We start from the raw sequence: 24,985 nt of genomic DNA, 5'->3' as shown, positions 1-24,985 counted from the left end.
AAAATTACAACTAGTCAGTATTCACTGTAGGGAGTTTAACTACTGTACATTCCGCTTCAACTGAGGGGCGACCCTTGGTGGTATTATCTTCCTCTCCACCCATAATATTCCGCATCTGTTCTTTACTTAGATTTTGTAAAGGTTTTCGTTTAAAGGTGAATTGTACTTTTTTTTCTAATCTTTTGTCTTTCATAGTGTCTAGTTTTTGTATTAATAATTAAACTAATGTATAGTTTATCTCAATACACTCCAAAATTTATTAACCAAACACCCCATTTTCAGGACGAACACCCTTTTTGTCAGGACATCTTTCTATGATGCTACTTGTTTATAACCTTCAATGACAAAAAGGGTTGATCATCAGCATGTCTTAGTAATAGCCATTGCACTATACTTTTTTTAAGCGTTGGTCAATAAAGTACTATTGGCTTGTCCTTAAAAAATAGCATTTGGTGTAATAGATGTATTAAGGTCTTTGATCTGTAATTGAAAATCTCAAACTTAGCAATACTGAAATAAGTCAATGATGTGATCAAAGAATTACAGGTGTTATGTAATACAATAGTCGCTATTATGTATGAATTTAGATAGAAAAAGACACTATAATTTAGAAAGATTCATGAGGCCGCTCTTAATTCACCTGGGAGTAAAGGTTGACTGAATATTTCTGCGGGAAGGTGTGTACACAACAAATTTGATAGGTATTTAAATTATTATCTAAAAATAACCCGACATTTTTTCAATCATTAGAGGTATTTTTTATAAAGGTTTTTATGAAATTAAACATATCAAGGTCAGGCACAGATTATATTGTTTTCACTTTACTAAAAGTAATTAAAGTGAGAGCGAATAATAATACAATAAGTGATATGCTGAGAAGCCATCCAGATTACCCTAGCTTACTTTCAATCAGTGATTGTCTTACAAAGTTAAAGGTTATCAATAAAGCATATAAAATAAAAAAATCAGAATATGATCCGACGGAATTAATCTTCCCATTTCTTGCAAGCGTAAATGATTCGAAGCGGAAGTTTATTTTAGTACATAGTATAAAAAATGGCCAAGTCTACTATCAGGATGATATTGTCCACGCAAATGTTCCGGAGAACAATTTTTTAAAAATTTGGGATGGTGTAGTGCTGCACGCTAAAGGAGATATTGGTAGTGGGGAGGCAAATTATTGGGATAACAGAATCAAATACATACTTAATCTGCTTATTTTTCCTACTGTTTTGCTTGTAATACTATGGATCGCATTTACTCTTTATAAGAATGGTCTTATAACCATCCCATTTCCAGGCCTTTTATTTACAAAATTAATTGGAGTTGTCGTTTCTATAATACTACTATCGCAGGGTTTTAGCTTAGGAAAGTCAATTCTGCAAAATTTCTGTAAAGTAGGAAAAAGTGACTGCTCTAAATTATTAAGATCCGATGCTGCTAAACTTACATCTTGGCTTAGCTGGAGTGAAATTGGCTTTTTTTATTTTACAGGTACTTTTTGTGCCATACTTTTGCAACCTACACTCACATATCTCCTTGTTTGGCTAAATCTACTGTGTCTGCCATATAGCATATATTCAATCAGCTATCAATATAAAACCAACAAATGGTGTGTCTTGTGCTCTACCGTACAGATATTGCTATGGGGTGAATTTTTAAACGCCGTTGCTTTGGCGCTTTTTGGGGATTTTAGAGCCATACATTTGCTAGATTTTATTAATCTGTTTTTTTATTTGGTAGTTCCAATCGTCGTATGGAGCTTTTTAAAACCACTTTTGAATTATAAAGCAGAAGCTGTAGGGGTAAAATTCCAATTGCAAAGTTTTAAGAATAATCCCAGGTTGTTTAATCAGGCCTTATATAACCAAGCCAGGTATGCTGTCCCAGATAACCTCAAACCTATTATCCTAGGCAATGCTGATGGAGAAATCGTTATAACGGTTGTTAGTGATCCTTTTTGCTCGCCTTGTCTTCTTGCCCATTCTATAGCCCGGGAATGGGCTATAGAGGAACAAAACATAAAGATTAAAATGTTATTTCATGTTGTCGATGATGAAACCGATCTTGGGGCAAAAGTGGCCAGTCACATACTTGCTATCAACGAGAAAGACCCAGTCTTAGCTGAGATGGCTTTAGAGGAATGGTATTCCGGGCAAATAAAAGATTTTAATCTTCTTACTGAAAAATATACAGCAGAGAAAACATTGGAAAGCTTAACTGTAGAACAAATGCAAAAGGACTGGTGTCGTGTAGCAGATATTACTTATACACCGACAGTATTCATCAACGGATACAAAATTCCCATGCCATATAAAATTGAAGATGCCAAATATTTGCTAAGTTAAAATTACCCAAAAATATTTTCCGGAAAGGCTGGATGATTGGTTGCAAACAATTGTTCGAAAACGAATGTCAGCGTTCACTGCCATCGCTTAAATTGTTTTTGCGTGAAAAAACAATAGAACCAAAGTTCATTTAAAAAGTAAAAAAAATGAAAAAATTAAATTTACTCAGCAGAGCTGAGATGAGAAATGTAATGGGAGGATTGGAAAATACTGATGGTGGGGGGATTGAAGACGGCATGGTGAAAAAAAATAAGTGTTGTCCGGAAGGATATTCACAAGGTTCATCAGGTGTGCAAATAGTTTGCAGTGATTGCACAACAGGCAATTATTGCGCTCAAGGAACATTAGTAGCATGTTAAAAAAGTGCCGCCTTTGGCGGCACTTTTTTATAAACTAAAAATTTATCTATATTAAACATCTAATATTAAGTTGATTATGAAATATATCTTTGCTATATGTTTGTCTTTTTACAGTTGGTATGGGCATGCACAACAAGATCCGGCAAAAAATGGCATTAATTTTTTAAAATTAGATAGCTGGCAAGCTGCAACTACGAGAGCTGAAAATGAAAATAAATTGATTTTCATTGATTTTTATACCACCTGGTGCATACCTTGTAGGGAAATGGCAGAAAAAGTTCTGTCAAAATCTGAAGTTGGTGAATTTTTTAATGCAAATTTTATAAACCTGTCGATACAGTTAGATACGGCCAAGACTGATAACACCTATATAAAAAAATGGTATAAGGATGCCAATTTTTTAAAATCTACATTTAGGATTAATAGTTTTCCAACATATCTTTTTGTTAATTCAAAAGGAGAAATAGTACATTCCATAGAAACAAATTTTGATAAAAAAATATTTATTGAAAGAGCTAAAGCAGCATTAAATCCTGAAACACAAAACGTATTCCTTCAAAGAGAATACAATAAAGGTAAAAGAGATACAGCGTTCCTGTCTCTTTTGATTAAATCATCGCAAAGTAGCCGTGATTATGATCTGATAACCAAGTATACAAATGATTATCTATTGTCACAATCAGATCTTTTTACAAAAGAGAATCTGATTCGAATCGGCAGAACAACAAGCCATAGTGCTGATGTTGGCTTTGCAGTTTTGCTAAAACATCCCGAAAAAGTAGACTCACTTTTTGGGAAAGGCTATTCGAAAAGGCAGATTTCTTTAATTGTCTTTGATGAAGAAATTTTACCGATTGTCAGGATAAATGGTAAGAAAAAGGTTTATGGACCATTGATGTACGGATACGAGGGGGAGCCCAATAAAAATGTTGATTGGAGAAGCATTACTCAAAATATAGAAAGAAAGTACCCCGATTTTGCTAATAGCATTCTATTTGATGCAAAATTAAATCATTATAGGGCAACTAACAACTGGGGAGATTATTGCAACGAGATAGATAATTACATAGCTAAAAACCGCAATGAAGCAGATATTCAATTTTTAAATCGTCATGCTAATACGATATTGATGGTTTGCGAAGACAAAAAATATATGCCAAGGGCGCTTCTTTGGTCTAAGCAAGCTATTGATATGCATAATCCTCCCCAACCAAATGTACTTTACAATTACAGCGGCTTATTGTACAATTCAGGAAAAAAATCATTGGCTATTACCACGATGAAAGAAGCAATAAAACAAAGTGGAGGCAAAAACCCAGATTATGAAAAAGCATTAAAGGAAATGGAATCTGGCGATTGGTAACACAATATAATCTCTACTTAAATCTATGAAACACATTATCTATTTTGTCCTGTTTTTCTTTTCTGCTCAGGTGCATGGTCAGCAGCTAAGTACTATTCATGTCATTTTACAGAATGCAGATAAGTTGAATATAGAAAAGCGTCGCTTTTTCAACCAACCCGATTATGAAAAAACCGGCACCCCGTCAAATTCCCAATTAGCGTTTCAACTTAACAGAGGATACAACTTGCCTAATTTTGCCAATTTCAAAGCGCAAAAAATTGATGAAAAGAATTATATCATCAGTATCAGATCAGACCAACCGGAAATGATTTATTTAAACTATCAACCGGTGTATGTTGAGCCTGGTGATAATGCAACGGTAACCTATTCAGTTATCCTAAAAACATTTGATCAGCTGATCGATACAGTAATTGCTGAAGGCAGCAAAAAAGGGAATTATGAATTTGCGAAGTACATTACCAAAGCAAGTACAAAAATCAAATTCCCTGATATCACTGCAAACCAGTATAAAGATAAAGTAGCTCTGTTTTACCATGATCTAAAAGACTATTACCATACCCTGAATGCTGTTTACGACCATGACCCGAGATTTAAAACATGCTCAAAAGAGCTGATTGATTACCTGAAAAGAAGAAATTTGGAAGCTTTCTTCTTCAGTTTAATCTTCTCGGAAAAAAAGCTAAAGGCTGAATCAAATATGCCGGGAGTAAAATTATTGGGCGACTCGCTGGAAAAGGACTTTCGCAAGGCACAATTTAAAGCCAGCGATACACTCCTAAATTTTACGATGGAAAATTTGTTTAAGAAATATTTTGAAAGAACCGTTACCGATAAATTTGGAAACCTGGCACATGAGGACAACTATAGGGCGTTCTATGATTATGTAAAGAATTTTGAGAACAAATTTGTCAGAGAATATTTTTTAATGCTACTTATCGCCAATTATGCTGATAAAGTAAAAAAATACAATCCGGAACTGATTACGAATATCAAAAATGAGATTGCCAACGTGCAGATCCTGAACGCATTAAGAAAAAAATAGCAGCTACAGATTGACCGATCCCAAGATCAATCTTTTATGAAACCGTTCTGTTTACAGAAGCGGAACATTTTAGTAGAATTATAACATTTGAAAAAGTTCAAATTTCTTCAGCAGCCTGATCAAATGGACTGCGGCCCTACTTGCTTGCGCATGGTTGCGAGACATTATGGCAAAAATTTTAGTCTGCAAAAAATCAGGGATGTATCTGGCCTTAATCGGGAAGGGGTTTCTCTTTTAGGCATTAGCGAAGCTGCAGAGAAGATCGGATTTCGAACCATAGCCTCTAAGCTTGATTTGCAGCTCCTGGTTGAATTGGAACTTCCGGTAATTTTACATTGGAACCAAAATCATTTTGTGGTTCTTTATCATATTGGCAACGATGCCTATTCTATTGCTGACCCGGCAAAAGGTTTGATCGAATATAATCAGCAAGAATTTTCAGCCCATTGGGTTGGCCGGTCGATACCAAAAACACATTGTGGAATTGCTCTCGCCTTATCGCCTACTCCGGATTTTTTCGCGCTCAACGAGGATAAACACGCTAGCTTAAACTTAGGTTATATTCTAAAGTACTTATATCGCTATAAACAGCTTATTGTTCAATTGTTTGTTGGCCTTGGGGTTGGGAGTCTGTTGCAATTGATGTTACCTTTTCTCGCACAATCCGTAGTTGATATTGGGATCAATACCCGGAACTTAAATTTCATTTACATTATCCTTATTGCGCAAATCATGCTCTTTTTAGGACGGATGAGCGTAGATTTTATTCGTTCCTGGATATTGCTGCACATCAGTACCAGGATCAATATCTCCATCCTCACCGACTTCCTGATTAAACTCATGAAATTGCCCATGAGTTTCTTCGATACGAAAATGACCGGAGATATTATGCAACGCATGAGCGATCAAAAAAGGATTGAAAATTTCCTCACCGGTTCTACACTTACTGTTGTTTTCTCCCTGTTCAATCTTCTTGTGTTCAGTTTTGTTCTGGCCTATTATAATATTAACATCTTTATCATTTTTATTGTAAGCAGTATCTGCTACAGCTTGTGGGTAGTTCTTTTTTTAAAGAAACGGCGAACGTTGGATTTTAAGCGTTTTGATATTTCATCAAAAAACCAGAGTTCGGTTGTGCAGCTAATTAATGGCATGCAGGAAATTAAATTGAACAATTGTGGGCAGCAAAAGCGTTGGGAATGGGAAAGGCTGCAGGCTGGCCTTTTCCGTTTTAATATACAAAATTTGAAGCTGAGCCAGTACCAACAGGCAGGCGCCGTTTTTATTAATGAGGGAAAGAATATTCTGATTACATTTTTGGTTGCTAAATCGGTAATAGATGGCCATTTAACGCTCGGTGCTATGATGGCTGTACAATATATCATTGGTCAACTGAACAGTCCTATTGAGCAGATGCTTGGTTTTATCCAACAATTACAGGACGCAAAAATCTCTTTAGAGCGCTTAAACGAGATAAGAGAAATGGAAGACGAAGAACCCATTGATAAAACCTTTTTGAAAGAATTGCCGGTAAACAAAGGAATTGACATTCAAAATTTAAGTTTTACTTATCCCGGTGCAGGCAATGAACCTGTTTTAAAGACCATAGACCTGCTTATCCCGGAGGGTAAAACCACGGCCATCGTAGGCATGAGCGGGAGTGGAAAAACGACTATATTAAAGTTGCTGCTTCGTTTTTATCTGCCACAAAAAGGAGAGATAAAAGTAGGCTCAACCCATATTGATCAAATAAGCTACCGGTACTGGCGCGGACAATGCGGTGTGGTAATGCAGGATGGCTTTATATTTTCGGATACCATTGCCAAAAATATTGCCGTGGCTGATGAATACCCAGATATAGCAAAGTTGCAACATGCCATTAAAGTAGCTAATATAAGCGATTTGATAGAGAAATTACCCTTAGGGCTGAACACCAAGATCGGGGCCGAGGGTAACGGGATTAGCCAGGGCCAAAAGCAAAGGATTTTGATTGCCAGGGCTGTTTACAAAGATCCGGCTTATATTTTCTTTGACGAGGCCACCAATGCACTCGATGCAAATAACGAAAGCATCATTATGCAGCACCTGAAAGCATTCTTCAAAGGCCGGACCGTAGTTATCGTAGCCCATCGTCTGAGCACAGTTAGCAATGCAGATAATATTGTGGTGTTGGATAAGGGGCAAATTATTGAACAGGGTACCCACACAGCGCTGACCAGAAAGAAGGGCGAGTATTACAAGCTGGTAAAGAATCAGCTGGAATTAGGAAATTAATCTACGCAACTATGCCGATCCAACATGAAAATATGCCGGAAAACAGCGAAGAAGTACACGACATCATTACAGCGGTTCCATCATGGATACTGAGGCGCGGTATTACCCTGATCATGGTGATAATGTTATTCATTATTTTACTATCTGCTATTATTCAATACCCCGATATTGTTAAAGCTCCTTTGAAAGTAAATTCTTTAAATGCTCCTAAAGAAGTACTGGCTCACCAGGCGGGGAAACTCGTCAAGCTATTGGTAAAGGATAATCAGTTTATACATGAAAGAGATCCTTTGGTCTTTATTGAGAGTACGGCAAATCATTATGATGTTATGGCATTGGCTACAAAGCTGAAAACCCTGAATCTGCAGGTAAATTCGTCGGGAACAGCTATTCTGGATACAAAAGGGCTTAACCTGGGCGAATTACAAGGAAGCTACCAGTCATTTTATCAGGAGTATCTTCAATTTATCAGTACTCAAAGCGGGGGTTTTTACCTTGCTCAGAAAGCTTATCTGCAAAAGGATTTGGTAGAGATAAAAAAGTTGGAGCAACAAATTTTACGGCAAAAGCAAATTCAGGAAAAGGAATATGCCAATGCCGAAGAGGAATATGAAAGCTATAAAAAGCTGAAGAGTAAAAACGTAATTTCCAATAATGAATTTAAGCAACAGGAGAACAAATATCTTTCCAGCAAATACCCATTGCAACAAACGGCTACAGCTTTAATTAACAACAATAGTACGTATTCTGCCAAACAAAAAGAACTGGCAACCTTAGAGAATACCATTAAAGAGCAGCGGGCCAGGTTTTTACAAGCCTTAAGAAGCATGATAACCGAAACGGATGGCTGGATGCAAAAATACATTGTGCTGGCCACCTTGACGGGAAAACTAAGCTATGTTGGGATACTGCAGGAAAATCAGAACGTACAGGCAAATCAGGAGTTGTTTGTCATCAATCCGGGCAATACCAATTTCTTTGGCGAGGTACAGATTCCGCAATACAATATGGGTAAAGTAAGTGTGGGCCAGCGTGCACTGGTGAAACTGAGGAGTTTTCCTTTTGAAGAATACGGGGCAGTAAATGGCAAGGTCAGCTACATAACGGATGTGGCTTTGAAGGATAGTGTTTTCATCGCTAAAATTGACTTCCTGCAATTTGAGCAAAAAGACCGGGAACATCCTATCTTACTGAAACAGGGTATGATGGCCGATGTTGAAATCATTACCCGTGAAAGTTCCCTTTTACAACGGTTTTTAAGAAACATAACCAAAATATTCAACAGTCAATAATTATACTTTATAATGCAATCAGTCTTGGGCTCGAACTTTCTCTTGAGCGGGCAGTGCAGGAATTTAAGACGGCATGGTGAAAAAAAATAAATGTTGTCCGGAAGGATATTCACAAGGTTCATCAGGTGTGCAAATAGTCTGCAGTGATTGCACAACAGGCAATTATTGCGCTCAAGGAACATTAGTAGCATGTTAAAAAAGTGCCGCCAAAGGCGGCACTTTTTTATAAACTAAAAATTTATCTATATTAAACATCTAATATTAAGTTGATTAAAATTAAAATTCAAACGAAACCAATGTCACTAATTAACGATCTCTCCAATGCAGGTATTATTGAGCAGCAGGAAGCTGTTGAATTGAATACGAAAATCGGAAAAAGCGGTTCCGATTCGATAGCTATTTTAAAAATGCTATATAGCTTTTTTATGCAAAAAGTAACCGGAGATTCTGAAGTTGGAAGCCTGTACATATCGGTAGGATCGGGAGAAAATCCGGTTGATGTAGCAAATCATTACAATAAAGAAAATCATTCAAAATTTCTTGAAATTCTATATGCGAAAGGCTTAGTACCTGAGATTGTATACCAAAAGTTAAAGGCATTACCACATACAGACAATCAGACCGGTTATTTAGCTTTGCTGCACTTAGCCCTGGAGTTAATATCCTTTTATCAATCATTTACCATTGAGAATCAATTGGCATTTGTTGCTTTGCTTGAGGGGAAAAAACCTTTTTACACAAATTCTTTGCTCGATTCTCAAAAGAAAAACAAGCTTATCAGCAACATAAAGGCTGGAAAACTGGACAATTATCTTGATTTTTTTGGGTATTGCTATACAAGCAGGTTTATTGATATTGCGGGATTCCGTGATAAAGAACGTGCTCTTTTAAAAGAAGCGGTCAAAATTTTAAATCAACTATGCTATGGTGCATTTACGATCACTGAAATCAACACTTACGATGAAGATTTTGCCGGAGAACCTCCCTATCACAATAAGCAAGCTGCAGTTGTAATCTGTATCGGGGCCATAGAGCACCGGTATATTTATACATTTTGGCAAAACGAAAATAACAATCAAAGCAAAAACAAACTCCACGCGTTGCTGGAGAATCTTTTGCTTCAAACAAATCAGCTATTAGCCGATTTTAACGCCACTTACAGATTAACTGGAATTACTAATTATATAAGTGAAATCTTGTTTCCTAATAATAGGACAAAGTATGCCATTTGCAGGTTCAACCAGGAGAATATTAATATTCTGGACTTTTATGATATGCAAAAAAGGTTTTTGATCAATAGACCGACTCCTTTGTTCATTAGATTTCCACTTTCTTATCGGCATATTGAATACGCTATTTATCACATTAAAAAGTGCGGTTTATTGGCGCACATTATGAATGAGCAGTATGATCATATTTTAACTAAGCTTTATCAAAGCACTTATGATGTGATAGCAGATTTACTGGCTATCTTTCCAAATACGATTGTGGTTGTTAACCGAACAGTGAGCTCAGGGCAAAAACCATATCTTGATTTCCTTTTGGCATTGAATGAAGTTTCGCGCGGGGTGCTCAATTTTACTGAAATTAACGATGGTATTCCGGAGAGCTTTACATTAGAAAGCGAATTAACTTTTCAAGTTTCCTTTAAATGCAACGGCGAATACCATGAGGTAGAATGCAGACTGGGTGGGAAGGAATTTAGCGATAACATTGTTTATTATATCATTACAGAAATTATCCGGAAGAAATATACAGGATACCTGCTCAAACAGTTAATTAATAGCAAACACACAGAAGATGTTTACATTTTTGTAACAAGCCAACAATACAAATATTTGCAAAATATGAAGCTTATGGAAACGATAGATCGTTTTTAATTTTTCAGCCGAATAATAGATTCACGAATACTTCTAGCAACCCATATTATTCTTCATCCACAACTTTTAGCATTGATCCGATATACCTTAAAGCACTTCAGTGTATATTCATCCGGGTTCCGAAGGCCGTCTTTGTCGCGCTGAGTATGTTCTTTCTCGGTCTGAGCTACTTTTTTGTAGTTCGGAGTATATTCACCGGGGTTCCGAACGACCTTTTTCTCACTCCGGGCGTGTTCGTTGAGGTTCTGAACTCCTTTTTAGTACTTCCGGGTATATTCGCCGAGGTTACGAACGAGATTTTAGTACTTCGGAGTGTGTTTTTTCTACTTCCGAAGTACCTTTTAGTACTTGCGAAGACCAAATTAGTCTTCGCGAGTACTTTTAAATGCTAATGGATGGGGTTAAATGTTTTAAGCTCCTTAATATTCTTAAAGTCGTCTGTATTTCTGGTGTAAATTTCCAAATCATGAACCATTGCTGTTGCTGCTATGAGGCTGTCTCCAAGCTTTAAATTATATTTTTTCCGAATGTCGATCGCCATATCGAATATCTTTTGATCCGGTAGAATAATTTGTACGTAGTCAAAAATGTCTTGAAAATAATTGTATTCTTCCTTTTTTAGTTTATGATAGCCTAGTACCTCAACCCTGGAAATTTCAGAAACGATACAAGAATCGCTTGTGATGAATTCCCTTAAATATTTAAAATCATCGGAATAAGAATAGATAATGATGTTACTATCTAAAATAAATCGCATGTTTATAAACGGGGTAGTTCACGATCTTCACGCAATGTTTTTTGCCAATCGGCACCATCTCCAAAAGATGTTTCACTTTTAGCTTTGAAGTTTAAGATGCGCTTTTTAAGCACATCCTTAGCAGTATTTGTCGAATCAACATCTTTTCGCTCAATCGAAACATTTAACTTTTTAGCTAATGCGATAATTTTTGCAATACTATCCTGATTATTAGATTTTAAAGTAAGTTCCATACTGATATACTTTTGTTGATCATACAAAAATACAAAATATTTTCCTGAAATAAATCGCTGGTATTTTTAATGAATATAGCCCTTTATTGTTTATTATCAGCCGGTTCCCAAAGCTCAATTTTATTACCTTCCGCATCCATAATGTGTACAAACTTTCCGAAATCGTAAGTGGCAATTTCATCGAGTACTGTTACACCATTTGCTTTCAGCTGTGTTACCAATCCTTCAATGTTCTGTACCAGGTAATTGATCATGAACTCTTTCTTAGAAGGCGCAAAATAAGCATCACCACTTTTAAAGGGGCTCCATTGCAGCGAATTGATTTCTTCAGGCCGGTTTATATTTCTCGAATCGAAACTTACCGAGCCCCATTCATTTACATCGAAGCCCAGGTTTTTAGCGTACCAGTCTTTGGTGTCTTTCGGGTTATCAGCAAAAAAGAATATGCCACCAATGCCCGTCACTTTTGGGGTTAATGGGTTTTCGGTATTGTTTTGTTGTTCTTCCATGGTTTGTTTTTTTACTAAATATAACAATTGAAGCGAAATACTGGGCAACCAACAGCATTTACATTATTTCTCCTGATTGGCTTTCGTATTTAAAAGGATATAATCTTTGTTTAATGTGGTTACCGCGGGTGCCTTTACTTTTTGCTCCCAGCTGGTTAACAGGGCCAGTAAATCTTTGGTTATTTGGGGATTTTGTTTCGCCACGTTGTTTTTCTCGCCAATGTCGTTTTTCAGGTTGTAAAGTGCAACCGAATCATTTTCGAAATAGCGGTGCAGTTTCCAATCACCTTTACGTACCGTTTCGCCTGGGCGGGTTCTAAAAATACGGTCGTTGGTTTCTGTATTCCCGCCTTCCAGATAAATCGGGAAATACCAGTATAGCGGGCGCTCTACCAATAGTTTTTCGGCCTTTTGCGTAAGCAGGTAATTGTAAACGCTGTTTCCATCTACTTTAGGGTAATTTTTTATACCCGCTACCTGCATCAGTGTGGGATAAAAATCCAGATTGGTAACCGGAAGATCGCTGGTGGTACCGGCCTTAATTTTGCCTTTCCACACAAATACCAGCGGAACACGCGTGCCTCCCTCAAAATAACTGCCTTTACCTGCCCTGAGCGGGTGTTGCCAGGTAACCTGGTTAAAGCCTCCATTATCAGAGGTAAAAATAATCAGGGTGTTTTCCATCAATCCTTGATCTTCCAATGCCTGGAGTACCCGCCCGATATTACGATCTTCATTGTTCAGCATGGTAGCATAGGCCTGGTTACGCTGCCCATCGTCGGCAGCTTTACCTTTAAATTTATGCATTAAACTATCTACTTTTTGGATGGGGCTATGCACGCCATAAGAGGCATAATACAAGAAGAAAGGTTTGCTGCTTTTTTGGGTTTTAATGTAATCGATGGTTTTATCGGTAATCAGATCCGTAAGGTATTCGGTATTCGGACCATCTATTTTTACATTACCGTAAGGAGGATAATAACTTTTTGGACTGCCAGCATGCGAACCGCCAATATTTACATCGAAGCCGTAGCTTAACGGATTATTGCTCATGTGCCATTTGCCGGCAATACAGGTATTATAGCCGTTTTCTTTCAGCAGCTGCGGAAAAATTTTGAAATCAGGATTGAGCACTTCTATATTTTTGATTGGTACCAGTTTACGGTTTTTGCTATCGCCCCGTTCAGATGTGCCTACCGTGTAAATGCCATGCCGGGTTTGCCATAAACCACTAAGCATACTGGCCCTGCTGGGTGCACAGTTAGATGCCGAAGCATAGCCATTGGTAAACACCATGCCTTGTTTGGACAGTTTATCCATTACCGGCGTTTCGTAAAATTTAGATCCCATAAAGCCGGCATCGCGCCAGCCCATATCATCCATATTAATCAGTATAATGTTGGGCTTTTGTTGAGCCATGGTTAGGTAAGGCATCACAAACAAAAAACAAAGTGTGAGGAGCAGGGGCTTTTTCATTGCTGATATTAATTTTATATCTGGTTACTGCAAATAAAGTAAATAAAACAATAAGTTGCAGGCTTGACAGATCATACTGTATTTTTATCTTTGATATTAACTGAAACATGACATCTAACCGGTATATTTTAATGAAAAATCCTATCCCTGCATTCAAAAAGATTAGTTTTTTATTGGCCGCTTTTTTATTGGGCACTGCACTGGCTTTACATGCCCAGGAAGCCAAAGCCCCAATTATGGGCTGGAGTAGCTGGAATAATTTCAGGGTTAAGATTGATGAAAAGATGATCAGGGAACAGGCCGATGCCATGGTCGCGTCGGGCTTGTACGATGCGGGTTACCGCTTTGTTAATATTGATGATGGCTTTTTTGGCGGGCGGGATGCTTCGGGTAAACTCTTTGTTGATGAGCAAAAATTCCCTTCCGGCATGAGATCGCTAACCGATTATATTCACAGCAAAAAACTTAAAGCCGGCATTTATACCGATGCAGGTTTAAACACTTGCGGATCTATCTGGGATAACGACCAGAAAGGAATAGGAGTGGGCATTTACGGACATGAAGAGCAGGATTGCAACCTGTTTTTTAAAGAATGGAATTTCAATTTTTTAAAGGTAGACTGGTGTGGTGGTGAGAAAATGAAGTTGAATGAAGAAACCCAATACACCAAAATCATCAATACAGTTAAAGCGATAGATGCAGCTATTGTTTTTAATGTATGCCGCTGGCAATTTCCGGGCGAGTGGGCCATTACCAAAGCCGATTCCTGGCGTATATCGGGCGATATCAGTGCCAGTTTTGCTTCGATACTTAAAATAATTGACCTCAATACCGATTTATATAAATATGCCTCAGCTGGCCATTACAACGATATGGATATGTTGCAGGTAGGCAGGGGCATGAGCTATGAAGAAGATAAAACACATTTTTCGATGTGGTGTATGCTCAATTCGCCATTACTGGCGGGCAACGACCTGCGATCGATGACCAAACAAACAGTCGAAATCCTGACCAATAAAGAGCTCATTGCCTTAAACCAGGATAAAGGCTTTAAACAAGCCCGCAGGGTGATTAAAAATGGCGATATTGAGGTTTGGCTGAAACCATTGGGCACAGGCGATAAAGCCATTGCCATTATGAACCGCGGCAATAAAATAACTGAGTTTAGCCTTGATGCCAAAAGTTTAGGACTAAGCGGCAAAAGCAAATTACGCGACCTTTGGCAGCATGCAGATTTGGGAAGCCTGCAAAAACAAAAAGCTTTTACCATTCCAGGTCATGGGGTGGTGGTGCTTAAAGTAAAGTCTTAAACCAATAAATCTCTGTTGTACCTGTTGCGGTATTCGAGCGGCGATATTCCGGTTATTTTTCTAAATACCTCGCGGAAAGCTTTGGCATCGGCATAACCTACATCGTACATTACCTCGTTAATGGTTTTGCGGCTGGTTTCGAAGGCCCTTTTGGCCGATTCTATTTTTGCACGCTGTAAATACTCAATTGGCGTATTGCCCGTGGCTTTGATAAAACGTCTGTCGAAATTTCTTCTGCCGACAGCAAAGCGAGCAGATAAATCTTCGACAGCTATTTTTTGGTTCAGGTTGTTTTCGAGATATAATTGTGCCGCTTTAACCATTTCATCGCTATGCAGCTTTTGGCCTTTAAAAATAATAAACGACGACTGGCTATGCCGGTCCATCTCGATCTGAAAAACTTTAGCACAGTAAATAGCCGTTTGCCTGTCGAAATTCTTTTCTATGAGGTATAACAGCAGGTTTAGAAAAGAATAAGCGCCGCCATTGGTATAAATTCCGTTTTCATCGGTAATTAACTGATCTGTTTTTAAATTTACTTTCGGAAATCTGGTTTTAAAATTATCGGCAACCACCCAATGGGTAGAACAGCTTTTGCCATCTAATAAACCTGTAGCAGCCAAAAGAAAAGCCCCGGTGCACATACTGGCTATTTCGGCACCCTGCTGGTATTGTTTTACAATCCAATGGGTTAGTACCTGGTTGCCTTCAATAGCCTTATCGTAATTGTGGTTTAAGGAGGGGATAATTACCAGATTAGTCTGTTTAATGGCCGAGATATGTTTATGCGGTTTAACACTGAATAAGCCATCGTAATAGTTCACTTCTTTAGATATACCGGCCAGTTCAATTTTAAATAAAGCGTCGTGGCCATTTTCCTGCCAGTAAGCATTAGCCCTGCTTAATATTTTATACGAACCAATAATGCTGCTCAGGTTATTTGGCCCATCGGGAACCAGTATGGTAATGTGTTTCATGGTGTATTTACGATAGGTGATGCTAATATAAAGATAAGGATTAAGCTTGTCCAAATCAACCCGTTACAATGTCTGTTTTATACCGTACAGTGAAAGTTTAATACCCTTAACTTTGGTATGTAATAATCCAATATTTAAAACATAAACAACATCAATACCATGGAAAAAGAAAATTTTACTGCTACCATTCGGGTAGATCAAAGCCCCGAAGCAGCGTTTAATGCCATTACCAATGTACGCGGATGGTGGTCGGAAGATATAGTGGGAAGCACCACCGAACTTAATGCCGAGTTTATTTATCATTACCGCGATGTGCACTATTGTAAAGCAAAGCTGATTGAGCTGGTTCCCAATAAAAGAGTAGTGTGGGAGGTGCTCGATAACTATTTTAATTTTATCGACGATAAAAGCGAGTGGAAAGGCACCAAACTGGTTTTCGATATTTCGACAGCAGATGGCCAAACTGTGGTAACCTTTACCCACGAGGGATTGGTACCAACATATGATTGTTATGAAATTTGCAACGAAGCCTGGACCAATTACATTAAAACAAGTTTATATCAGCTTATCACAACTGGAAAAGGAAATCCCAATCCGAAAGAAGGGGATGGTTTTAATACCGAATTAGCAAAGAAATGGAAGCTTGAAGCTTAAATATTGATTTTGGTTTAGGCTATTGCTGTAAATAATATCAGATTGCTTCACGAATACAGTGAAGCAATCTGATCTGCGACTAAGCTTTTGTAAGATTTTCTAACGATGCAATAATCTTTTTCTGGCTTTTAATCGTTTCCTCGTAAAGTTCCAGCAGTTTGTTTTTATCGCTGTTTAAGCGCTTCAGGTCTGTAATTTCCTGATTGTGTTTTGCTCCAGAATCCATTTCTATCCTGGCCAGGTCTTCATCTCTGCGGAAATGCTCAAAAAAATTAACATCGAGGGCTATCGAAATGCGGGTAAGTACATCGGTATCAATCGAAGTCGATTTCAGTATCGTACCCACGCGGTGCTTGCTAATGCCTGCTTCAACGGCAAGTTGCTCCCTGCTCATTCCCTTCACTTTCATCTCTTTCCAGATCAGTAGTCCAATATTTATACCCATCGTTTAATTTTTAATCGCTTATGTTTAACCAGCAAGCCAGCTACTTCTTTTTCGTGTCAAAACCATACAATCCATTTTGATACAGGTAGGCAGCCATCTGGTAATTGGCAATTGTCTCATTAGTCAGCTGCTGATCTTCCGGACGTTTTTCTGCATTTCCTGTTTTAAAATCGGGCTGATAGGTACCTGATTTTTTATTCGGATCGAGCACTACCAGTTTCTGGTGTTTAATGTAGCCCAAGCTTTGGTAGGTGCTGATAAATGCGCGCTCATCACCATCTTTCATTTTAAATACATCCTGCCCGAAAAATTTGCTGTTGTAGCTGAAATTCAGATAACCTAAAAGAGTTGGGCCAATATCAATCTGTGCAGTAAGTTTTTCGAATTTGCCTGGTGCAATGTGTCCCGGACTGTAAAAAATCATAGGGATATGGTATTTATCAACCGGTAACTCAACTTTACCCGCACTTGATGCACAGTGATCGGCTACTATGATAAACAGGGTATTGGCAAACCAGGGTTTTTGTTTGGCTTCGCGTATAAATCTGCCAATGGCATAGTCGGTATATTTAACCGCGCCCTCTCTGCCGGTATGTGATGGAATATCGATCCTGCCTTCCGGATACGTAAAAGGACGGTGGTTAGAAACCGTCATAATTTGCGCAAAAAACGGTTTGTTGTTTTTATAATCTTTATCCAGCTCCCTCAGCGATAAGGTAAACAGGTCTTCATCGGCTACGCCCCAAATATTTGAATAATGGATTTCCGAATCCTTTAAAGCACTTCTGTCGGTTACCTCATAGCCATTATTGGAAAAGAATTCGTTCATGTTATCGAAATAACTATAACCACCATAAATATAGCGGCTGTGATAACCTTTAGAGCGGAATACATTACCTATGGTAAAAAGGTTCTTGTTATCGGGGCGTTTTACTATCGATTGGCCTGGAGTTGGCGGGATGCAAAGCGAAAGTGCCTCTAATCCGCGTACGGTTCTGGTACCCGATGCATATAAATTAGTGAAAAGTAAACCTTCTTTGGCCAGCGAATCAAGCTGAGGGGTAATGTTTTGCGTATTGCCAAAGCTGCCTAAAAATTCGGCACTTAAACTTTCTACACTGATCAAAACCACATTCATACGGTTTTCGGTACCGCTGTTACTAATCATTCTTGAAGTACTCAGATCAGTTCTTGCCGAAGAATCGCCCGGCAATAAATGCTGAAGAATATTTGCCGCACTTTTAACCGGAAGTGTTTTGTAAAAAGTATCGTAATCGAGCTGGTTATGCCAAAAAGCATAGCCGAACTCGTACATGCCATTGCCCGAAAGTTCGTTTACATATTGGTTGCTGCTGTTGTTTTTCCATTTATGGCTTACCCCGAAATAAGTTAAAACGGGCAGGCACAACAAAACGAGGGCAATTTTGGTTCTTTTACCAAAAGGTGTTTGCTGATAGGTTGATACGGTAATCAGTTTTCTTAACAGGTAAACAATGGCCGCGGTTAAAATAACCAAAGCAGTTAAAATGGTATTAATGGGATACGACTGGCGGATATTCCCGATTACTTCTGTGGTATATACCAAATAGTCGACTGCAATAAAATTATAGCGTACAGAGAACTCTTCCCAAAAGAACCATTCGGAAACCGCATTGAAAATGAGTGTTAAAACAACAACGAAAAAATAAATAAACAGCAATACCCTGCTGGTTTTGCCTGTGTAGCCTTTTGCCGGAAACAACCACAGGTAAATAACCAAAGGTATAATGGCGAAAGAGGTTGCAGCCAGATCGTAAAACAGGCCGATGATAAAAACTTTAAGCAGGTTTAAAACAGACCAGTCGAAAGAGGCCGCACTATAAATTAATAAGGTGATGCGGGTTAATAACGAAATACCACATGATAGCAGGGTAGCCAGAAGAACAGGACCGAACCTGTTTTCTAATAGTTTACTTATTTTTTCTTTAACGTTCATAATTGGGGGCGGTTCCAACAGTTGAAACTTACCTGCTAAACCTTGTTTTTTTGCAAAGTGCGAAGGTAAGTTTCAATTCTGAAGGAATTCTGAATGTTTGGTTAGCACAGCGAAATTAGTATTAATGCTTTAAATTAACAATTCATTAATACCTGGCTAACCTTGTAGTATTATTGCTTCGAAAAATCGACACTCAGGGTTGAAGTAAAGCGTGCAACTAATTTATCGTACAGTGTTTTATTAATGGTACTCGATATAATAATCATGTTATTGGTGCCTGTGCGTGTGGTTTGTCCGAAATCGCTTGCGGTTAAACCGGTTACCAATGCATTTAATTGTACGGTAACTTTAGCCACGTAAGTTCCGGCGGTAACTTCCACGCGTTTAGCTTCCAGCTTAATTACCTGGGCCTGGTTCATTTCGAACCTTACCGGGATTTTTGTTCCCGAAGCTTCAATATATGTTCCGGTTAATAATAAAGGCGGATTGGTTAACGAACTTGCCAGGGTTAGGTTAAACTGGTTGTTTTCGTACACGCCCGAAGCGATGGAAACTGTGCCCGACAGCGAATCGGGTTTTAAGGCGTTAACCAGGTAAAGGTTTTTAGTTTCGAGATTAACGGCTCCGCTACCTGATTTGGTGGCGCTGAATTCGATTTTGGCAACATTGACACTTGCGGTTGACCAGTTGATACTTCCATTGGTGCCGGCAGCCACAACCGCGCCACTGGCACTGGCATTACTGCTTAACGATGCATTTAAATTGCTGGCACTAAAGCTGTAACTTAATTTGGTGTCGGTAGCTACCTCTTTTTTGGTACAGCCCATAAAAAGCACTACCATTAGCAATGCGCTGGTAAGTTGGTAAAGTTTAGTCATTTTGTTTGATTTTAAGGATATCAGATTTGGTTAGTGATTGACCTTAAATGTAAGTTTGAATTCTGTAGCAATTCTGAAGTTGAGCACAGAAGTGCTGTTGTCCGCGTTTGTAACGGGGATAAACAGGATTTGCGATTGCATCGCGCTGGTTCATGTCGCCCTGGTTCGTGTCGCCCTATCGCCATGGTTCGTGGAGACACGAACCATGGCGTCGGTACTTAAAATTTATAGCTATAGCCTAACCTGAATACCTGTGTTTCATAAAAGTCGGTACTGGTTAGTTTAAAGCCATTGCCATTAATTTCCTTTTTGATTTTCAGGGTGTTAAAAATGTCATTTCCGTTTAAGAAAATTTCACCTTTGCCATTTTGAATCTGTTTTTTAATCCCAAGGTCTGTAGAAAAACGGGCGCCAATTTTTCCCTGTGGAATAATATCCGGTGCCAGGTAAGCCATCGCTAACTGGATATCGGTTTTTGCCGATAATTTGAACTGTCCGTTTAATTTCACATTACCAGATACGATAGATTGCTCAGGCATACTGTAGATCGTGGGAACGGGATATTGGTTCGTAATGGTGAAAGCATCAATTTTGTTCTGGTAAACCGTACCGCTCAGGTTAAATGAAAACCAGTTGCTGAGTTCCTGTTGTAAAAGTAATTCGCCTCCGGAGTTAAAGCTTTTTCCTGCATTTTGAAAGATATTGTAGATGATCGTATTACCCGGAACAATGGTAGCAATACGCGTAATGGTGCCGTTTACGATTTTATGGAAGGCCGAAGCATAGAAATAACCTTTATCCCAGCTGTTTTTATAACCTAACTCAAGGGCATGGGTAAACTGTGGACGCAGGGTAGGATTACCTACCTTTAACAGTTCCGGCTCATCGTATTTCGGAAATATCCTGATATCAACTTCATTTGGACGGTCTACCCTTTGGTTGTAAAAAGCACTTATTTTATTCCGCTCATTAATTTTGTAAGCCAGGCGTACATTGGGGAATGGTCTGAAATATTCATAACCATCACTTTTGTATGTATTGTGATTGGGGTTTACCTTATAATCTACGCGCACATATTCCATTCTCAAACCCGCTTCAAGTTCGATAGCTTTGTTTTCGTAAACATAATTGCCATATACCGCCGGAATGTTTTCGCTATAATCGGCCCATCCGCCTGCGTTTACATCAACAGGCGAGTTTAAGCCAGGGTAAAACTGCATATCTGTTGGGATTAACCGGTAGCGGTATTTTATTCCACCTTCAATTCTGCCATGTTTTAGCGGACGCACATAATCGAGGTTAAAATCAGCAACATGCTCATCCGAAAGGAGTTTAAAAGCATCCATGCCGGTAAAGGTAGGCATCACGTTGGTAAAGAAATATTTTTCATCTTCCCGGTGCCAGGTATAATTAAAGCCTGCATTTAACGTATGGCCGGGTTGTGCAAATTTGTGCTGGTACAGGGCCGAACCTGTAGCGGTGTATTTAACCTCATCCTCTACAAATTGCCAAAGCCGGTTTCTGGTGGTAAAATCGCTGTTAAAGTAGGGGATGTCGCCCAGGTCGCCAATTTTTTCGCGGTTAAAAAAGCCCGAAAGGGTGAAACTGTTGTGCGCGTTGGGGTTATAATCGAAACCGCTTTTTACCGTAGTAAAAGTGGTGGTACGGTTGCGTTTAACTTGCTGGTTAATCACGGTACCATCATCATAAATCCTTTGTGCAAATTCGTTTTTATTTAAGGTTTGCGTATATAAATAATCGGCCTGTAAAAAGGTATTTAACTTGTTTTTGCGGTAATTTAACGATAGGGAAGGGTTAAACTTTGGCGTGGCCTGATACTGCGGACTAATGCCCGGCAGGTTCTCTTTCCTAAGCCATAAGGCTCCCAAACCGGTACTCATGCCTAATTTTCCGTTAAAACCTTCCTGCTTATTTTTCTTGTAAATGATATTGATGATACCGGCATTGCCATTGGCATCGTATTTTGAGGAAGGGTTATTGATAATTTCGATGCGTTCGATAGCCGATGCCGGAATGTTATCGAGCCCGGTCTGACTACCAAAACCGGTAATTGCGTTTTGTTTGCCATCAATCAGTACCGCAATCTTGTCATTCCCCCTGAGTTGTACTTTCCCATCCTGAATGGTAATACCGGGCAGGTTTTGCATCGCCTGGAGCACCGAACCCCCCAGCTGACTGGTGTTTTTAGCCAGATCGTAAGTTTTTTTATCCAGCTTATTGCCCAATCCTTCGCTTTGTGTACCCTGAATATTAACCGTTTGCAAGTTTTGGGCATCTTCTGCCAGTTCGAAAATACCCAGATCGATAAAAGGACTGAGGGAGCCGATGCTAACTTCTTTTTGCAGTGTTTGATAGCCAACAATACTAATGGTGAGGTTATAATTGCCTGAAGGAATATCTTTAATACTGAACCGCCCCTGATCATCGCTAATGGTACCCAGAAGTACCTTTTCGTCATTTATTTTCTTTAAAACAATATTGGTGTAAGGAAGCGTGCTTTTGCTTTTGGCTTCTTTAACCTGCCCCGAAGCAGTTATGGGCTTTTCCTGCGCACATATATCGTCGGCAAGCAGAAATATAGAAAAGCAAAACAGCTTTAATATGCGTTTGTAATTTTTCATAATTGATTAAGTTTTCCGCCGGCAAATTAGAACGCAAATCTGAAGAGAAACTGAACTTCAATATTTTATATCATCTTCAAATTTCCCACAGATTTGAACGGTAACTATGCAGAAAAAAAGCTGCGATGCCTAAAATTTATACCTTACTGTTATCTTTTATATTTTTTGTTCCTCAAATCCTTTTTGCCCAAAATAATGGGGTAGTTACGGGAAAAATTGTTGATGGCTCTTCATCAAAAGCCATGGAGTTCGTCAATATCGTATTAATGAAGCCTGGAAGTACCGATGTGATCAGCAGGGAAGTAAGCGATGCAAAGGGTAATTATAAATTAAACAATGTTCCGGATGGCACCTATTTCATTATCGCGAGTTTTATCGGTTATCAGAATTTTAAAACTGCAAATTTTACGCTGAGTGCTGCAAACAAAAAGATAATTCAGGATATAAAGCTGGATGGCGGAATGAAAAACCTCGATGAGGTTACCGTTGCATCTAAAAAGCCACTTTACAGCAATAGTATCGATAGAAAGGTTTATGATGTATCGCAGGATATGCTCGCTAAATCAGGATCGGCAAGTGAGGTACTGGCCAATGTTCCGCTGGTTCAGGTTGATGTAGACGGCAATATCAGTTTGCGCAATTCGACCGCTACAATACTAATCAATGGAAAGGTTTCGCCTTTAATGGGTGCAAACGCGGCCGCCGCGCTACAGCAATTTCCGGCCAATAGTATCGAAAAGATAGAGGTAATTACCAATCCATCGGCCAAATACCGGCCTGATGGCACAGGTGGGATTATCAATATTGTATTGAAAAAGAATGCGAAACGGGGCTTAAACGGAACCTTAACCGGAAACATGGGAAACCGCGAACGTTATAATGCGGGCGCAAACGTAAACTATAACATCGGGAAAATAAATATTTATGGCAATTACAGTTTGAAGCAAGACGACAGGCTGAGGACCAACACCAACAACCGCGTGCAAACCGATCCGCTAACACAGGCGGTACGGTATTATAACGATTTCGCCACCCAGCAGTCCAGGCCTTTCTCTAATATCGGCGGTATTGGGATAGATTACAATCTAACTGATAAAATCACAATGGGTGCATCGGGTAATTTTTACCTGCGCAATATGCACAAGCATGATATGACCACTAAAATGATCCGTACGGCATCGTCGCTTGAGCAGGATTACGACCGGAAAAGGGAAAATTTTGAGCAGGAAAAAAACTTTGATGCTACAATTTATGCAGAGCATGGATTTAAAAAGAACGGACACAAGCTCAGGCTGGAGTTTAATACCGCACATTCGCCCGAGGTTGAAGATAACCACTATACCAATTTATTCAGGTATCCGGCTGTGGCCAACCAATTAGATAATACGCTGATTAAACAAACCGCCGATCAGCAACATGCGGCCGTAACTTATGAAAACCCCCTAACCGAAAACAGTAAAATTGAAGCGGGCTACGACGGGCAATACAATAAAGAAGATCTGGATTTTTATGGCGAAGCTTTTAACCAGGCTCAACAGCGTTTTTTGACTGATTTTAATAAAACCAATCGTTTCATTTACAACGAAAATATACATGCCTTGTATGGTACCTATGCTTTGGATGTTAACAAAATCGGGATGATGCTGGGTTTAAGGGGTGAGTATGCCGACGTAAGTTCTAAACTGATTACTACGGGAGCGGTAGTACCCAATCATTATTTTAAGTTGTACCCAACCCTTCATTTTATCTATAAAGTAGCTAAAAACAAAGAACTGCAGCTAAATTACAGCAGGAGGGTAAGGAGGCCCGAAGCGGATGAGTTAAACCCATTTGCCGAATATGCCGACCCAACCAACGTAAGGGTAGGTAACCCCTATCTGTTGCCCGAAATTATCCACTCGGTAGAGTTGGGTTATCAGTGGAGTAACGATCATTTCAGTATTTTGCCGGGCATTTATTACCGCTATACCTATAACCGTTTTACAGCCATTACCACGCCATTAAATGATTCGGTTCTGGTAACCCGGCAGCAAAACCTGAGCAACGACCGCGCTTTTGGGGCCGATGTAATGCTTACCATACATCCCAGCGATAAGCTGAGTTTTAACCTCATTCCGAATGTATTTTATAACCAGATTGATGCCAGTAACCTGGGCTACAGCAATAAAAAATCGACCGTTACCTGGTCGGCCAACATTAACGGCAGTTATGCTTTGCCCTGGGGAACAGCCATTCAGCTGAATTCGGTTTATAAATCGGCACGTTTAACCCCTCAGGGTAAGTATTTGCCCAGTTATGTTTTAAATATTGGTTTAAGGGAAGAGGTTTTAAAGAAAAAAGGTTCAGTGTACCTTACGGTATCAGATTTATTTAAATCGCAACGGCAGGTGGCCGAACTGCAATCGCCATTGCTTTTGCAAAACATCAATCAGCGGAGTAACTCCAGGATTTTTTACCTGGGCTTTAGCTATAATTTTGGTATGGTTAAGAAAAAGAAAGACCTGCAGTTTGATAATAGCCAGTAAAAGCTGAGGCTGCGGTTTTTGCCCGTAATATGGTGGTATTCGA

General features: G+C 39.0%; 20 protein-coding genes. 10 read left to right on the top strand and 10 right to left on the bottom strand.

Annotated features, from left to right (window positions below):
* Nucleotides 1–10: 10 nt before the first annotated feature.
* Nucleotides 11–193, bottom strand: a complete 183-nt coding sequence (locus tag OC25_RS00435) for a hypothetical protein (protein ID WP_039470581.1) — start codon at nucleotides 191–193, stop codon at nucleotides 11–13.
* 580 nt (nucleotides 194–773) lie between these two features.
* Here OC25_RS00435 and OC25_RS00430 point away from each other — a divergent pair.
* The 7 genes from OC25_RS00430 (at nucleotide 774) to OC25_RS00400 (ending at nucleotide 10,561) form a co-directional block, all read left to right on the top strand.
* Nucleotides 774–2,348, top strand: a complete 1,575-nt coding sequence (locus OC25_RS00430) for a cysteine peptidase family C39 domain-containing protein (protein WP_039470578.1) — start codon at nucleotides 774–776, stop codon at nucleotides 2,346–2,348.
* Between the two features lie 146 nt (nucleotides 2,349–2,494).
* Nucleotides 2,495–2,707, top strand: a complete 213-nt coding sequence (locus OC25_RS00425; protein ID WP_039470576.1) for a hypothetical protein — start codon at nucleotides 2,495–2,497, stop codon at nucleotides 2,705–2,707.
* Nucleotides 2,708–2,783: 76 nt separating this feature from the next.
* A complete protein-coding gene (locus tag OC25_RS26620) occupies nucleotides 2,784–4,070 on the top strand; it encodes a thioredoxin family protein (protein WP_052265849.1) in 1,287 nt (428 codons plus the stop codon).
* A 25-nt stretch (nucleotides 4,071–4,095) separates the two neighbouring features.
* The gene (locus OC25_RS00415) at nucleotides 4,096–5,115 is read left to right on the top strand and encodes a hypothetical protein (protein WP_039470573.1); all 1,020 of its coding nucleotides are present in this window, start codon (nucleotides 4,096–4,098) and stop codon (nucleotides 5,113–5,115) included.
* A gap of 87 nt (nucleotides 5,116–5,202) precedes the next feature.
* Nucleotides 5,203–7,389 (top strand): peptidase domain-containing ABC transporter, encoded by a 2,187-nt coding sequence (locus OC25_RS00410; RefSeq protein WP_082018459.1) that lies wholly within the window; start codon nucleotides 5,203–5,205, stop codon nucleotides 7,387–7,389.
* Nucleotides 7,390–7,400: 11 nt separating this feature from the next.
* Nucleotides 7,401–8,681 (top strand): beta-barrel domain-containing protein, encoded by a 1,281-nt coding sequence (locus OC25_RS00405; RefSeq protein WP_039470569.1) that lies wholly within the window; start codon nucleotides 7,401–7,403, stop codon nucleotides 8,679–8,681.
* A gap of 296 nt (nucleotides 8,682–8,977) precedes the next feature.
* Nucleotides 8,978–10,561 carry a hypothetical protein gene (locus OC25_RS00400; RefSeq protein ID WP_039470565.1) on the top strand — a complete coding sequence of 528 codons (1,584 nt, stop codon included), beginning with the start codon at nucleotides 8,978–8,980 and terminating at the stop codon, nucleotides 10,559–10,561.
* Between the two features lie 388 nt (nucleotides 10,562–10,949).
* Here OC25_RS00400 and OC25_RS00390 read toward each other — a convergent pair whose 3' ends face one another.
* From OC25_RS00390 to OC25_RS00375, 4 genes are all read right to left on the bottom strand, one after another.
* A complete protein-coding gene (locus OC25_RS00390; RefSeq protein WP_039470562.1) occupies nucleotides 10,950–11,318 on the bottom strand; it encodes a type II toxin-antitoxin system VapC family toxin in 369 nt (122 codons plus the stop codon).
* A 2-nt stretch (nucleotides 11,319–11,320) separates the two neighbouring features.
* Nucleotides 11,321–11,551 carry a hypothetical protein gene (locus OC25_RS00385; protein ID WP_039470560.1) on the bottom strand — a complete coding sequence of 77 codons (231 nt, stop codon included), beginning with the start codon at nucleotides 11,549–11,551 and terminating at the stop codon, nucleotides 11,321–11,323.
* A gap of 83 nt (nucleotides 11,552–11,634) precedes the next feature.
* Nucleotides 11,635–12,060 carry a VOC family protein gene (locus OC25_RS00380; RefSeq protein WP_039470558.1) on the bottom strand — a complete coding sequence of 142 codons (426 nt, stop codon included), beginning with the start codon at nucleotides 12,058–12,060 and terminating at the stop codon, nucleotides 11,635–11,637.
* 63 nt (nucleotides 12,061–12,123) lie between these two features.
* Nucleotides 12,124–13,479, bottom strand: a complete 1,356-nt coding sequence (locus OC25_RS00375; RefSeq protein WP_209435547.1) for a sulfatase — start codon at nucleotides 13,477–13,479, stop codon at nucleotides 12,124–12,126.
* A gap of 188 nt (nucleotides 13,480–13,667) precedes the next feature.
* Between OC25_RS00375 and OC25_RS00370 the strand changes: the two genes are divergently transcribed.
* Nucleotides 13,668–14,846 (top strand): glycoside hydrolase family 27 protein, encoded by a 1,179-nt coding sequence (locus OC25_RS00370; RefSeq protein WP_039470729.1) that lies wholly within the window; start codon nucleotides 13,668–13,670, stop codon nucleotides 14,844–14,846.
* Here the strand turns inward: OC25_RS00370 and OC25_RS00365 are convergent.
* The gene (locus tag OC25_RS00365; RefSeq protein WP_342418087.1) at nucleotides 14,843–15,877 is read right to left on the bottom strand and encodes a GlxA family transcriptional regulator; all 1,035 of its coding nucleotides are present in this window, start codon (nucleotides 15,875–15,877) and stop codon (nucleotides 14,843–14,845) included. The genes OC25_RS00370 and OC25_RS00365 overlap by 4 nt on opposite strands.
* 105 nt (nucleotides 15,878–15,982) lie before the next feature.
* Between OC25_RS00365 and OC25_RS00360 the strand changes: the two genes are divergently transcribed.
* On the top strand, nucleotides 15,983–16,477 hold the full coding sequence (locus tag OC25_RS00360; RefSeq protein ID WP_039470553.1) for an SRPBCC family protein: 495 nt from the start codon (nucleotides 15,983–15,985) through the stop codon (nucleotides 16,475–16,477).
* A 79-nt stretch (nucleotides 16,478–16,556) separates the two neighbouring features.
* Here the strand turns inward: OC25_RS00360 and OC25_RS00355 are convergent, their stop codons facing one another.
* The 4 genes from OC25_RS00355 to OC25_RS00340 form a co-directional block, all read right to left on the bottom strand.
* Entirely contained in the window at nucleotides 16,557–16,922 is a 366-nt protein-coding gene (locus OC25_RS00355) for a helix-turn-helix domain-containing protein (protein WP_039470551.1), read from the bottom strand.
* A gap of 40 nt (nucleotides 16,923–16,962) precedes the next feature.
* Entirely contained in the window at nucleotides 16,963–18,897 is a 1,935-nt protein-coding gene (locus OC25_RS00350; RefSeq protein ID WP_039470549.1) for an LTA synthase family protein, read from the bottom strand.
* A gap of 170 nt (nucleotides 18,898–19,067) precedes the next feature.
* The gene (locus OC25_RS00345; protein WP_039470547.1) at nucleotides 19,068–19,775 is read right to left on the bottom strand and encodes a hypothetical protein; all 708 of its coding nucleotides are present in this window, start codon (nucleotides 19,773–19,775) and stop codon (nucleotides 19,068–19,070) included.
* A gap of 218 nt (nucleotides 19,776–19,993) precedes the next feature.
* Nucleotides 19,994–22,417 (bottom strand): TonB-dependent receptor, encoded by a 2,424-nt coding sequence (locus OC25_RS00340; RefSeq protein ID WP_039470546.1) that lies wholly within the window; start codon nucleotides 22,415–22,417, stop codon nucleotides 19,994–19,996.
* A gap of 125 nt (nucleotides 22,418–22,542) precedes the next feature.
* Here OC25_RS00340 and OC25_RS00335 point away from each other — a divergent pair, with 125 nt between their 5' ends.
* A complete protein-coding gene (locus OC25_RS00335) occupies nucleotides 22,543–24,942 on the top strand; it encodes a TonB-dependent receptor (protein WP_039470543.1) in 2,400 nt (799 codons plus the stop codon).
* Nucleotides 24,943–24,985 lie beyond the last annotated feature (43 nt).

Source organism: Pedobacter kyungheensis (assembly GCF_000812965.1).
Lineage (GTDB): Bacteria > Bacteroidota > Bacteroidia > Sphingobacteriales > Sphingobacteriaceae > Pedobacter > Pedobacter kyungheensis.
This window is presented reverse-complemented; position numbering and strand designations above follow the sequence as displayed.

Coding starts and splice junctions, on each gene's coding strand:
- OC25_RS00435 (WP_039470581.1), bottom strand. CDS start 193: ATGAAAGACAAAAGATTAGAAAAAAAAGTACAATTCACCTTTAAACGA.
- OC25_RS00430 (WP_039470578.1), top strand. CDS start 774: ATGAAATTAAACATATCAAGGTCAGGCACAGATTATATTGTTTTCACT.
- OC25_RS00425 (WP_039470576.1), top strand. CDS start 2,495: ATGAAAAAATTAAATTTACTCAGCAGAGCTGAGATGAGAAATGTAATG.
- OC25_RS26620 (WP_052265849.1), top strand. CDS start 2,784: ATGAAATATATCTTTGCTATATGTTTGTCTTTTTACAGTTGGTATGGG.
- OC25_RS00415 (WP_039470573.1), top strand. CDS start 4,096: ATGAAACACATTATCTATTTTGTCCTGTTTTTCTTTTCTGCTCAGGTG.
- OC25_RS00405 (WP_039470569.1), top strand. CDS start 7,401: ATGCCGATCCAACATGAAAATATGCCGGAAAACAGCGAAGAAGTACAC.
- OC25_RS00400 (WP_039470565.1), top strand. CDS start 8,978: ATGTCACTAATTAACGATCTCTCCAATGCAGGTATTATTGAGCAGCAG.
- OC25_RS00390 (WP_039470562.1), bottom strand. CDS start 11,318: ATGCGATTTATTTTAGATAGTAACATCATTATCTATTCTTATTCCGAT.
- OC25_RS00385 (WP_039470560.1), bottom strand. CDS start 11,551: ATGGAACTTACTTTAAAATCTAATAATCAGGATAGTATTGCAAAAATT.
- OC25_RS00380 (WP_039470558.1), bottom strand. CDS start 12,060: ATGGAAGAACAACAAAACAATACCGAAAACCCATTAACCCCAAAAGTG.
- OC25_RS00375 (WP_209435547.1), bottom strand. CDS start 13,479: ATGGCTCAACAAAAGCCCAACATTATACTGATTAATATGGATGATATG.
- OC25_RS00370 (WP_039470729.1), top strand. CDS start 13,668: ATGAAAAATCCTATCCCTGCATTCAAAAAGATTAGTTTTTTATTGGCC.
- OC25_RS00360 (WP_039470553.1), top strand. CDS start 15,983: ATGGAAAAAGAAAATTTTACTGCTACCATTCGGGTAGATCAAAGCCCC.
- OC25_RS00355 (WP_039470551.1), bottom strand. CDS start 16,922: ATGGGTATAAATATTGGACTACTGATCTGGAAAGAGATGAAAGTGAAG.
- OC25_RS00350 (WP_039470549.1), bottom strand. CDS start 18,897: ATGAACGTTAAAGAAAAAATAAGTAAACTATTAGAAAACAGGTTCGGT.
- OC25_RS00345 (WP_039470547.1), bottom strand. CDS start 19,775: ATGACTAAACTTTACCAACTTACCAGCGCATTGCTAATGGTAGTGCTT.
- OC25_RS00340 (WP_039470546.1), bottom strand. CDS start 22,417: ATGAAAAATTACAAACGCATATTAAAGCTGTTTTGCTTTTCTATATTT.
- OC25_RS00335 (WP_039470543.1), top strand. CDS start 22,543: ATGCCTAAAATTTATACCTTACTGTTATCTTTTATATTTTTTGTTCCT.